The 11,823-nt window shown below is 63.7% G+C and carries 12 protein-coding genes; 10 read left to right on the forward strand and 2 right to left on the reverse strand.

What is annotated here, in order from left to right:
- Positions 1-29: 29 nt before the first annotated feature.
- The 7 genes from ACQP0C_RS27550 to istB all read left to right on the forward strand — a co-directional run bounded on the left by ACQP0C_RS27550 (position 30) and on the right by istB (position 8,288).
- Complete coding sequence (locus ACQP0C_RS27550) at positions 30-1,550, forward strand: 3-hydroxyacyl-CoA dehydrogenase NAD-binding domain-containing protein (RefSeq protein ID WP_433734670.1); 1,521 nt, start codon at positions 30-32, stop codon at positions 1,548-1,550.
- A gap of 10 nt (positions 1,551-1,560) precedes the next feature.
- The gene (locus ACQP0C_RS27555; protein WP_433724529.1) at positions 1,561-2,856 is read left to right on the forward strand and encodes an MFS transporter; all 1,296 of its coding nucleotides are present in this window, start codon (positions 1,561-1,563) and stop codon (positions 2,854-2,856) included.
- On the forward strand, positions 2,849-3,589 hold the full coding sequence (locus ACQP0C_RS27560; protein WP_433724531.1) for a carboxymuconolactone decarboxylase family protein: 741 nt from the start codon (positions 2,849-2,851) through the stop codon (positions 3,587-3,589). The genes ACQP0C_RS27555 and ACQP0C_RS27560 overlap by 8 nt, the downstream gene beginning before the upstream one ends.
- Positions 3,582-4,820, forward strand: coding sequence for a CoA transferase (locus tag ACQP0C_RS27565; RefSeq protein ID WP_433734671.1), 1,239 nt, complete (start codon positions 3,582-3,584; stop codon positions 4,818-4,820). Before ACQP0C_RS27560 ends, ACQP0C_RS27565 begins: the two co-directional genes overlap by 8 nt.
- A 91-nt stretch (positions 4,821-4,911) precedes the next feature.
- Positions 4,912-5,829 (forward strand): acyl dehydratase, encoded by a 918-nt coding sequence (locus tag ACQP0C_RS27570; RefSeq protein WP_433724533.1) that lies wholly within the window; start codon positions 4,912-4,914, stop codon positions 5,827-5,829.
- 171 nt (positions 5,830-6,000) lie between these two features.
- Entirely contained in the window at positions 6,001-7,500 is a 1,500-nt protein-coding gene (gene istA / locus ACQP0C_RS27575; RefSeq protein WP_433722101.1) for an IS21 family transposase, read from the forward strand.
- Entirely contained in the window at positions 7,497-8,288 is a 792-nt protein-coding gene (gene istB, locus ACQP0C_RS27580; RefSeq protein WP_433722103.1) for an IS21-like element helper ATPase IstB, read from the forward strand. The genes istA and istB overlap by 4 nt, the downstream gene beginning before the upstream one ends.
- Before the next feature lie 281 nt (positions 8,289-8,569).
- Here istB and ACQP0C_RS27585 read toward each other — a convergent pair whose 3' ends face one another.
- Positions 8,570-9,358 (reverse strand): 3-hydroxyacyl-CoA dehydrogenase family protein, encoded by a 789-nt coding sequence (locus ACQP0C_RS27585; RefSeq protein ID WP_433724535.1) that lies wholly within the window; start codon positions 9,356-9,358, stop codon positions 8,570-8,572.
- Positions 9,355-10,206 carry a 3-hydroxyacyl-CoA dehydrogenase family protein gene (locus ACQP0C_RS27590; protein ID WP_433724537.1) on the reverse strand — a complete coding sequence of 284 codons (852 nt, stop codon included), beginning with the start codon at positions 10,204-10,206 and terminating at the stop codon, positions 9,355-9,357. The genes ACQP0C_RS27585 and ACQP0C_RS27590 overlap by 4 nt, the downstream gene beginning before the upstream one ends.
- 91 nt (positions 10,207-10,297) lie before the next feature.
- On the opposite strand from ACQP0C_RS27590, the gene ACQP0C_RS27595 reads away from it, so the two are divergent.
- From ACQP0C_RS27595 to ACQP0C_RS27605, 3 genes are all read left to right on the forward strand, one after another.
- Entirely contained in the window at positions 10,298-10,747 is a 450-nt protein-coding gene (locus ACQP0C_RS27595) for a 3-hydroxyacyl-CoA dehydrogenase NAD-binding domain-containing protein (protein WP_433724539.1), read from the forward strand.
- Positions 10,723-10,827 (forward strand): 3-hydroxyacyl-CoA dehydrogenase family protein, encoded by a 105-nt coding sequence (locus tag ACQP0C_RS27600; RefSeq protein ID WP_433724541.1) that lies wholly within the window; start codon positions 10,723-10,725, stop codon positions 10,825-10,827. The genes ACQP0C_RS27595 and ACQP0C_RS27600 overlap by 25 nt, the downstream gene beginning before the upstream one ends.
- 259 nt (positions 10,828-11,086) lie before the next feature.
- The gene (locus ACQP0C_RS27605; RefSeq protein WP_433734672.1) at positions 11,087-11,785 is read left to right on the forward strand and encodes a hypothetical protein; all 699 of its coding nucleotides are present in this window, start codon (positions 11,087-11,089) and stop codon (positions 11,783-11,785) included.
- Positions 11,786-11,823 lie beyond the last annotated feature (38 nt).

The following is an 11,823-nucleotide window of genomic DNA, read 5'->3' on the forward strand; positions in this document are numbered from 1 at the left end:
ACAGTTCAAGCTCCTCCGGAGGATTCCGAATGACAAGTAGCGCGCCGCGGATCTGCGCGATCGGCGCTGGCACGATGGGGCAGGGGATCGCCCAGGTGGCATTGACGGCCGGGCATTACGTCGACCTGGTCGACCTCGATCCGGACCAACTCGCCACCGCAGTAACCAACATTCGTTCTCGGCTCACCCGCCGAGCGCCCGAACTGCTGCAGCACCTAACCGAACGCCTGCTGACCGCACAGTCTGTCCGCGACCTTTCCGCCGAGCCGAACACCGTAGTCATCGAAGCCGTCGTCGAGAACCCGGCGATCAAACATGCTGTGCTCCAGGAGGCGCTTGATCACTTCGGGCCGTCGTGCCGAATCGCGACGAACACGTCCTCGCTCTCGATCACGGACATCGCGGCAGGGCTGACCCGGCCGGACCGCGTGATCGGGATGCATTTCTTCAACCCGGTGCCGGTCATGCAGCTGGTCGAGGTTGTTCCAGGCGTGCAGACCGATCCCGCGCTCGTCGACGAGATCCGGCAGTTGGCGGTGTCTTGGGGAAAGACGCCGACGGTGGCACGATCAACCCCCGGCTTCATCGTCAACCGCATCGCCAGACCGTTCTACGGCGAAGCCCTCCGCCTCGCGGAAGAGAACGCGGCTCCCTTCGACGTCATCGATCGCCTACTGCGGGGTGCCGGGGGCTTCCGCATGGGACCGTTCGAGCTCATGGATCTGGTCGGCAACGACGTGAACGAGACCGTCACCCGAACCGTCTGGACCGCCTTCAACTTCGACCCCCGGTTCACGCCGTCGTTGTTGCAGCGCGAACTGGTCGCGGCCGGCCGCCTCGGACGCAAAACCGGGTCGGGGTTCTACGACTATGACGATGGAGTCGCCATAACTGCCTCGTCGCCAGAACCGGAACCGTCCGGTGCTACGTCGGATGTCATCGAGCTGCACGGAGACTCAGCCGAGCTCGAGCAGCTGCTCCTGCGTGGCGGAATCACAGTTGAGCACTTTCCCGGCCCGGACTCATACCTGTCTCTGCCTGGGTTCGGCAAGGTCCGCATCACCCGAGGTATCAGCGCACAGGAGGAGGCATCGATCGATGGGGTTCCCGTCGTCCTGCTCGACCGTCCATTCGACATGAACGCCGTTCCCTGCCTGGCTTACTCGGGATCCGAGGATTCCACCGACCTCGCCAGCGCAGTGACTGCGCTCTTGCGTGAAGCCGGAATCGATCCGATTCGCGTGAGCGACGCCCCTGGCCTGATCGTTGCACGCGTGGTCAGCATGATCATCAACGAAGCGGCAGAAGCGCTCCATTTCGGAATCGCCTCGGCCGCTGACATCAACACCGCCATGGAACTCGGCACCAACTACCCGCTCGGCCCCCTGGCGTGGGCGGACAGGTGGTCACCGGGTTACGTTCTCTCGCTACTCGATTCGCTTCACGACGAGTACCGGGACTCCCGCTATCGCGCCAGCCAGCGGCTCCGTTCCTCCGTACGCCGGGATTGCCCCTCTCTTCGTCCGCGGCACCTGTCAGCACAAATCTAAGGAGACACCCATGTCCGACGCATCCACCAAATCCCGACGGGTGGCGCTGGCCAGCCTGATAGGGACCACGATCGAGTACTACGATTTCTTCATCTATGGAACAGCGGCGGCGCTGGTGTTCAGCGCCGTGTTCTTCCCGTCGGTCGACCCCCTGACCGGCACCTTGCTGTCCCTGTCGACTTTCGCGGTGGCTTTTATCGCGCGACCGATCGGCGCCATCGTGATAGGCCACTACGGTGACCGGATCGGGCGCAAATCCATGCTCGTGTTCACGCTCATGTCGATGGGCGGAACAACACTGCTCATCGGTCTCATCCCATCCCACGCCGCCATCGGCGTCGCCGCGCCGATCCTGCTGGTCGTGCTGCGCTTCATCCAGGGTTTCGCACTCGGCGGCGAGTACGGCGGCGCCGTACTCATGGCTACCGAGCACGCTGAGGAAGCCAAGCATGGATCACGCGCGAGCCTGGTCCAGCTCGGTGCACCTCTCGGCCTCATCCTCGCGAACGTAGTCTTCTTCGCCCTCGCCGCGCTGTCACCTCATGCCTTCGAAACCTGGGGGTGGCGCGTCCCCTTCATTCTCAGCATTGTCCTTGTAATCTTCGGCGTGGCAATTCGGATGAAGATCGAGGAGTCGCCGTCGTTCAAGCAGGTAATCGACTCCGGGGCGGTTGCCGAGATGCCGGTGGTCGAGGTCTTCCGCACGAGCACCTTGCGTGTCCTGCTGGTGGCGTTGACCAGTGTCTCGGTCGGTGTGACGTTCTACGTCGGCACGGTGTACAGCCTCACTTACGGCACCAAGCAGCAGGGCTACTCGCGCAACACCATGCTCGCCATCGTCATCCTCGCGATGATCGCCGTCATTATCGGCGTCCTTCTCTTCGGCAAGCTCGTCGACAAGGTCGGCTCCCGTAAGGTCTTTATGTACGGGTCCGCGGGGATGATCGCTGCAGCCCCCGTCTTCATCGCAACACTGCAAACCGGCAACATTGCGTTGACCATCGTCGGATACCTCATCCTGTTCATTCCCTACAGCGCAGCGTGGTCGGCGTTGAGCAGCATGCTCGCGGCCTGCTTCGACACCCGGATCCGATACACCGGCCTGTCGATCGGGTTCACCCTCGGCCAGGTTCTCGGCAGCGCGTTCGCCCCGATCGTCGCCACCGAATTGCTCTCCCGCACAAGGTCGCTGTGGTCGGTCGCTGCGTACGTCGTCTTCGCGGCCGCGCTGTCAGCAGTCACGGCGGCACTGATCCGTGAACGCCGGCTCGCGCCGTCGCCGACACAGGATCTGGTCGGTGCCTGATTCCGAGCCGCCCTCGATGGCTCCGCTCGGCGAACTCGCCGAGCAGAGCCTTCTTCGGCGCGATCCCCAATACCTGACCGCACTTCGCGCCCTGGACGCCGTCGCCTGGGCCAACCCGTCCCTCACTCTTGCCGAGAAGCACCTCATCTGCCTTGCCGCAGCGGCTGCGGTGACCGATTTGGATGCGCAGCGTATTCGTCTGCACATCACACGGGCGCTGGAAGCCGGCGCCACCGAACCACAAGTCGTCGAAGTCATCGAGCTCACCAGCGCGCTTGGCGTGCACGCATGCACCGAGGGATTGCCGGCGCTCCTCGACGCCATCGAACCGCTCGACGCCTCGCCGATGTCGCCGAGGCAACGACAGCTTCAGGCGACCTTCGTCGACAAACGCGGCTACTGGAACGCCGTGTGGGACGGGCTGCTGCGCCTCGACGAGGACTACTTCGAGGCGTACCTGAACTTCTCCGCGCATCCCTGGGCAACAGATCATCTCAGCCCCGCAATGAAGGAACTCGTGTACGTCGCATTCGATGCCACGGCATCGCACCTCTACCGGCCCGGAATCGAAATACATGTGCGAAACGCCCTGAAACTCGGTGCCACGCCGCAACAGGTGGCGAATGTCTTCACCCTGCTGAGCACCCTCGGTGCACGCACAACATCCATCGCAATACAGATCCTCGACGATATCCACTCCACCCGCTCGGGACCGGAGGCCACCGATGTCTGAAACCCAGGCGAACACCCATCGCCCGCTTGCGGGACTGAGGGTCATCGAGTTATCGAGTTTCGTCGCCGCTCCCCTCGGCGGAATGACCCTCGCTCAACTCGGAGCCGAAGTCATCCGCATCGATCCGATAGGTGGGGGCCCGGACAGAGATCGCTGGCCTCGCACCGCCGCTGGACGAAGTCTTTACTGGTCCGGGCTCAACAAAGGCAAGAAGTCGCTCACCATCGACATGAAGTCCGAACCCGGCCGAGAAATCGTCCGAAATCTGTTGCGCACCGACGGGCCGTCCTCTGGGATCCTGCTCACAAACGCGGTCGGCCGCTCATGGCTCGGCTACGAAGAGCTCCGCACGCTCCGAGAGGACGCCATCGTCGTTCGTGTCGAGGGAAACTGGAAAGGGCAGGCCGCAGTCGACTACACAGTCAACGCCGCCGTCGGATTCCCCATGGTCACCGGCCCGGATGGGTTCTCAGATCCGATCAACCACGTGCTCCCCGCCTGGGACGTGACCTGCGGAATCTACTCATCGCTGGCGATCACGACCGCCGTCCTGAACCGACAAGCAACAGGACAGGGAGCACATGTGCGGATTGCGCTCGAAGACGTCGCACTCGCCACAGCGGGGAACCTGGGCCTATTGAGCGAAGCCCAGATCAACGAGTCCGGCCGCCCCAGAATCGGCAACCACCTTTACGGTGGATTCGCACGCGACTTCACCACCCTCGACGGTCACAAGTTGATGGTCGTCGCACTAACCAAACGCCATTGGGCCGACCTCCTCGACGTAACGGGACAGAAGCAGGTTGTCACCGCACTCGAGAAGTCGCTGGGTGTCGATTTCACCAGAGAAGACGACAGGTATGCATACCGTGAGGCACTGGCCGGACTCTTCCAGGTGTGGTTCGAGAGCCACAGCACCCACGATGCAGAAGCAGCATTGCAGCAGACCTCATTGTTGTGGGCGAGGTACCGCTCATTCGACGAAGTCGTCGATCCCGCGTCAACAGATGTGTGGAACAACCCCATGCTGTCGATGCTGACGCAGCCCGGAATCCCGACACATTTGGCACCAGGATCACCGATACGCTTCAACGACTTGCCCCGGACGGCCGAACCGGCGCCGGAGCTCGGTGCCCACAATCGAGAGATACTCACCACTCTCATGGGATTCGGCGATCGTGAACTCGGCGAGCTCGAACGCAAAGGTGTAATCGGTGACACCTCCTGCTGACAACTCCGCACTCTCCGACAAGTTCACATTCGCAGACGGCCCGACCTTCGACGATCTCCGGATCGGCGACACATCGCGCCCGACAATCGGGATGACGATCACCGACGGAATCGCAGCACACCACCAAGCCATAGTTGGCGACCGTCTCCGCCTCGCGCTCGACGAGGAACTCGCTCGACGTGTGACAGGCGGCCCACGAATCGCCCACCCGGCACTGGTCTGGGATGTCTCGATCGGCCAGTCGACGCTTTTCACCCAGAAGGTCAAGGCAAACCTGTTCTACCGAGGTCTGTCGTTTCACATGGTTCCACGCATCGGGGACACCCTGAAGACCACCACAACAGTGGTCGGACTGCATTCGAACTCCCCTAAGCCAGATCGCGCACCAACCGGGATGGCGCTACTTCGAATCGACACAGTCGACCAAAGAGACAGCCTCGTCTTGTCGTACCACCGGTGCGCGATGCTCCCACGCCGAAGTGAAACCGCCAGAACCGAAGGCCTGCGGGATGTATCGCCCACGCACACCCGCGTCCAGCTTCATCCGTACGAACGATGGCGTATCGAACTATCGGACATGGTCGCACCCGGGCGGCTAACCAGATTGGCGCCTGGGTCGGTCCTCGGTGTTGAGGCAGGCGATGTCGTCACGAGCGCACCGGAACTCGCGCGGCTCACCCTCAACGTCGCCGCTGCTCATCACGATGAACGGACAGGCGGCGGACGCCGCTTGGTGTACGGCGGCCATACCGTGGGGATCGTGCTGTCTCAGGCGACGCGTGTCCTACCCGACATTGCGACAGTCCTCTCCTGGGAACGCTGCGACCACGTCGCACCCGTATATGAAGGCGACACCATCACAAGCAACCACGAGATTCGCTCACTCCAACCGCAGGACGGGTGGCTCGTGGCAAGCATCCGCTCGCGCGGGTTCGCAATGCGCTCCGGTACGTCAACCGAAATCTTGAACTGGGTGTGGACGGCCTTACTCCCCGCAGCGACGAGATAACACGTGTCCGTGGCCATGACAGAGTCCCCGCTGGTGGTCGCCGGTAGGTCGCCGCTGGCGGCCAGGTAGAAGTCCCCATTCCCTTGCTCGTCGTGTCATGCCCGGAGCTCGTGGCCTGGGCAGTGACGGTGATAGCGCCAACTGTCATCCGTCACTACCCAGGGAGTTCCATTGAAGTCTGCGAGGGAGCGAATGGATATCATTTCCGCCTATCGAGAGGTCGGAACCTATCGTGGGGCCGCTGAGTTGTGCGGCACTACGCACAAGACTGTGAAACGGGTCATCGAGCGTGTCGAGTCCGGCGGTCGGCCGCCGGAGCGGGCGCCGCGGCCCCGCAATTACGATTCAGTGCGCGAGCTGGTCGCCGAGCGGGTCGAGAAGTCGAAGGGCCGGATCTCGGCCAAGCGACTACTCCCGGCGGCGCGGACCGCCGGTTACGAGGGGTCGCCGCGGAATTTCCGTCGGCTGGTTGCCGAACAGAAAGCGTTGTGGCGCAAGGATAATCATCGGGGTCGTCGGCCCGCGGTGTGGTCGCCGGGTGAGTATCTGGTGATCGACTGGGCGCAGGTCGCGCCCGGGTTGCAGTTGTTCTGCGCGGTGCTGGCGTTCTCGCGGTGGCGGTTCACCGCGTTCGCCGCCGATCAAAAGCAGTCCACGACGCTGGCCTTGATCGCCGAAGCGTTTGCCGCGATCGGCGGGATCCCCGCCAGGGTGCTGGCCGACCGGATGGGCTGCTTGAAGGGCGGGGTCGTCGCGAACGTGGTCGTCCCGACCGCCGAATATGTTCGGTTCGCAACACATTACGGATTCTCACCAGATTGGTGCCATGCCAACGATCCGCAGTCCAAAGGCATCGTGGAGAACTTATGCGGCTATGCCCAGCGGGATCTGGCGGTCCCGCTGCTGACCGAGGCCGCGATGACCGGGCGGGCGGTGACCTTGGCCGAGGCCAACGCAGCGGCGAAAACCTGGTGCGCGGAGGTGAACTCGCTGATGCATTCGGAGATCTGCGCGATCCCGGACGAACGCCTGGCCCTCGAGCGGGAGTTGTTGGGGCCGTTGCCGTCACTGCGGCTCGAGATCGGCGCACCAGCGGTGACCCGCACCGTCGACCGGCTCTCGTGTGTTCGTTACGGGTCGGCCCGCTACTCGGTGCCGACCCGGCTGATCGGCGAAAAAGTCGCGATCATCATCGATGTCGGTGCCCTGCTGGTGCTCGAACCGGCCACCGGGGTGATCGTGGCCGAGCACGAACTCGTCGCACCCGGTGAAGCATCGATCCTCGATGACCACTACGACGGGCCCCGCCCGGCGCCCAGCCGCGGGCCGCGTCCGAAAACCACTGCCGAGCAACAGTTCTGCGCGCTCGGTGAAGACGCCGAAGCGTTTCTCGTCGGCGCGGCCGCGATCGGCAACACCCGCCTGGGGCAGGAGTTGGAGATTCTGCTCGCGCTCGGCGCCGCCCACGGCGAGCCGGTATTGGTGGCAGCGTTGCGGCGGGCGGTGGCGTTCGGCCGCTTCCGCGCCGCCGACGTCCGCTCCATCCTCGCCGCCGGCACCGGCACCCCGCAGCCCCGCCCGGCCGGTGACGCACTGGTGCTGGACCTGCCCACCGCACCGACCCGCTCCCTCGACGCCTACAAAATCACCCGCGACGGGAGCGCTTCATGACCACGACTCGATCGAAAACTGCTGCCCCGAAATCGATCCCGGAACTGCCAGCCGATCTCGATGCTGGGCTGCGGCGGTTGAAACTGGCCGCGGTCCGCCGCACCGCACCGGAAGTTCTGCAGGTCGCCAAGACTCAGCGGTGGACCCCGGAAGAGGTGCTACGCACCCTCATCGAGGCCGAGTTGGCCGCCCGCGACGCCTCCAACGCCCGCAACCGGCTCAGAGCCGCCGCGTTCCCCGTCACCAAGACCCTCGACAGCTTCGACGTCGCCGCCTCGTCCATCCCACAGGCCAGCTTCGACTACCTGTCGAGCCTGGAATGGGTTCGCGCACAACACAATCTCGCGCTGATCGGGCCACCGGGCACAGGCAAGAGCCACACCCTGATCGGACTCGGCCACACCGCCATCGCCGCCGGGCACAAAGTCCGCTACTTCACCGCCTCCGACCTGATCGACACCCTCTACCGCGGACTGGCTGACAACACCGTCGGCAAAATCATCGATACCCTGCTACGCGCGGACCTGGTGATACTCGACGAAATCGGGTTCGCACCCCTGGACGACACCGGCACCCAACTGCTGTTCCGGCTCGTCGCGGCCGCCTACGAACGCCGCTCACTGGCCATCGCGTCACACTGGCCATTCGAGCAATGGGGCCGGTTCCTACCCGAACACACCACCGCCGCCAGCATCCTCGACCGACTCCTGCACCACGCCACCGTCATCATCACCGACGGCGACTCCTACCGCATGAAACACCGCGACAAGCGAGGTGAACGCCCCTGAACTAACCACCCCACCCCCGACAAGGGGGTGGGGACTTCACCCCTGGCCACCAGCGGCGACCCACAAATGGCCATTGACAACACGCCCAGCTGACATACGGGCCTCGATCCGATGACAACACCTCCGGTCGTCAGTGTGCGGGGTAGCACTCATCCGCCGACCCACTTCCTCAAGAGTTTTTCAAACCATCGGTTCTCACAGCCTCAGCGAGGACCCTGGCGAAAGAGTGTCGAATGTTCTCTAAAGCGCCGCGCTCAGCATCGCAGCGGATGCCGAATGGGTCACTGTTGCTTCTTTACATAGAAACCGGCACCAGTCTTGTCACCACACTGGCCGGCCGCGACCAGGTGGGCGAGCAACGGCGGGGGCGCAATTGCCGGGTCGTGGACTGCATCGAACGTTGCCTCAGAAGTGGCGAGTTGGTCGTCCAGTCCGGTGCTGTCGAGCACGGCCAATGGTCCGCGCCGATGTCCCAAACCCAGAACGACGACGCGGTCGATATCGGCAGCCGAGGCGAGCCCGTCATCGAGTGCTTGGACGACCTGATGGAAGAACGGAAGGACGAGCCGCCGGGTCAGCCGCCCGGGACGGTCCCGCACATTCAGCGGAGCCCATCCCAGACTCGTGGCCAACATGCGCGCCTTCGCGACATATGCCTCGCCGCTGCATGAGCCCGCCGCGATCTCAGCAAGATGCCCGTGCGGCGTCGCGGGCATGACGTGAACTCCCACCAGTCGTTCGGGTTGGGCGAGCGTGGCACCCAATTCGGTCACAGTGAACGCCGATGTGGAGGTGACCAACAGAGCATCCCCGCAGGCGATGAGTTGGGTGAGGACGTCGATCTTCACGGCGCGCACCTCGGGCACAGCCTCTACCAGCACATCGCACCTGGCCAGATTCGTGATCGATCCGACGGTCGACGCACGCTCGGGAGCCGGCAGGCTTCGAACCAGGGAAGAGGCGCGATCGTGATCGAGATCCGCCACGATCACAGCGATCCCAGCCGCCGTGCACGCCTCGGCGAAATACGAGCCGACCGTTCCCGCACCGATTATGCCCACAGTGGTCATTCCGAAACTCCTACGCCATAACGGTAGAAGCCGCGCCCTGCCTTTCGCCCGAGTTCGCCGGCGGCAACCATGCGTTCGATCAGTGGTGGTGGTGCGAAGCGCGGATCGCGCAACTGCCGATACAGGCTCAGCGACACTGCGCGGTGTACGTCCAGTCCGACGATGTCCAGCAGTCGGAACGCCCCCATCGGAAAGCCGACGCCGGCAGTGACCGCCAGGTCGATTTCCTCAACGGTTCCCCATCCCGCTTCTAGCGCCCGAACGCAATCGTTTTCGAACGGGACGAGCAGAAAGTTGGTCAGCAATCCAGGCGTGTCCTTCAGAACAATAGGTTCCTTGCCGAGACTGCGAAGAAAGTCTTCCGTACGCTCGAGGGCCACGGCACTGGTCTGCCGGGCGGGTGCAACCTCGACTAAAGACATCAGCGGTGCGGGATTACAGTAATGAGTGCCGACGACGTTGCCGGGTCTACGCATCCGCCCAGCGATGGCAGTGACCGGCAATGTCGAAGTGTTCGTGTGGAACAGAACATCATCGGCACACACATCCTCGACAGTCCTCAGCGTATGGGCCTTCAGATCGAGATCCTCCGGAATTGCCTCGATAACTATCGCAGCGTCCCGCATCGCGGCAGTCTCCACACACGGCTGGATGCGCGCCGATATCGCCTGCCATTGCGGCCAGTCGAGTTTGCCCCGCCGCACACTCTCGGACAGGAACACGTCCGCGGCCCGCACCCCGGCCTCGGCTTTCTCCTGGCTTACATCGGCGAGTAGTACCGAATACCCCGCCCTCGCGACGGTGACGGCGATGCCGGCACCCATGGTTCCGGCGCCGAGCACTGCCACCCGCGCCCCTCGATTTACCATATTGACAATCCTATCAAAAGTCTTACAGTTAGCGAAGATGTAATCCCGACGATCAAGAGAGGAGGGAAAAGTGGCTGCCATCCACGCCGGCGCGACGGTTGCCGTGATCGGCGCCGGCACGACGGGCGCAGGGATCCCGCAAATGATGGTCGCCGGACATAACGCAGTGCTGGTCGACGCCGAACCGGGCCGCGCGGGAAGGTCGGTCAACGCGATGCGGAAACGATTGCTGTGCGAGGCAGCCAAAGGGCGAATGCGCCACGAGGAGACCGAGGAAGCGGGAACGTGGCTCGAGGCCGATTCGTTGGATGGCGAGGCCATGATCGAATTGCGGTCGAGCGCAGCGGTTGTGTCCCCGACCGCCCACACTGCGGCGGCGCAGGCGGAAGAATTACGCAGACTCGTTGTAGCGCAGCGGAAATCTCGGTCAGCATCGTCGATGACGTTCCGCGCCTCGTCATCGCACGTACGGTCGCAGCACTGGTCAACAATGAGATGGACCTTCTGGCGCGCAGCATAGCCTGCAGCGCCGATATCGATACCGCAATGAGATTGGGCACCAACTATCCACTCGGGCCGCTCGACTGGAGAGTTCGGTGAGGCCGGGTCTGATCTCGGCGATCCTGGACAATCTCGAATCGGTCTATGGCGACGGTCTTTTCAGGGCCGGTCCGCAACGCCATAGGTAAGTACTCACCCGAACTCTGCTGGCGTCAGATCGAATCAGCGATGGCCAGCTCATCGCCGCCGCCGAGCCGGAAACCCTCAACTTTTGACCTGCCGACCGCGTCAGCGGCCGGCGTGCGGCGCGCTCGTCGTCGCCGCTTCCCCCTGAAAACCGGAGAAGAAAGAAACAATGATGAGGAAAATCGTAACGGTGGCCGCAGGCCTCGCCGCCGCAGTCTCGGTCGCGTCCGGCTCAGCCGGCGCACAGCCCGATACAGAAGGCGCGGTCGACTTCACCGCCTATGCCACCGACACCCAGTCGATTGTCACGACGAATGCTGGTTCGATGATCGTCGAGGACGGGGTCTTGAAGATCAGGGCCGCGAACGGTGCCGCGCTCGCGGGTTTGCCGTTGACGTTCCGGGTCGATGACTTCGAGTTCCCAATCGTCGCTGATGTCGCTGATCGCAAGGCGACGTTGACGCCGAAGTTCGATATGGCGCATGCGGTATACAAACCGGTGGCGCTGCCGTTCGAGGACAAGGCGCCATGGAAGAACGAGTACGACCGTGAGCAGGCCGCTTGGTCGCGGATGACCACCACGATCACAATGGGTGCCACGCTCGGCACTCTGGTCGGTGGTATCGGTGGCGCGGCGGTCGGTTGTGTGCTCGGCGGTATCGCTGGTGCGACTGTCGCGGCGGCGACGATCGTCGGTCTGTTCGGCGCGTTCATCCCTGCCGCGGCGATCGGCTGCCTGGGTGGCACCATCGCTGTCGGCGCTCTCGGCACTGTTGCCGGGCAGCTGCTGGTGACCGCGCCGGTCGCGATCGGCGCTGCGATCCAGTACTTCGCCACGATCAACCAGCCGCCGGTGGCCGCCGCGAAGTAGGCAGCAGGAACGCTCGCGTTCGTCAGGGACACAGACCC

It is taken from the genome of Nocardia sp. CA-129566, assembly GCF_050956075.1.
Classification (GTDB): Bacteria; Actinomycetota; Actinomycetes; order Mycobacteriales; family Mycobacteriaceae; genus Nocardia.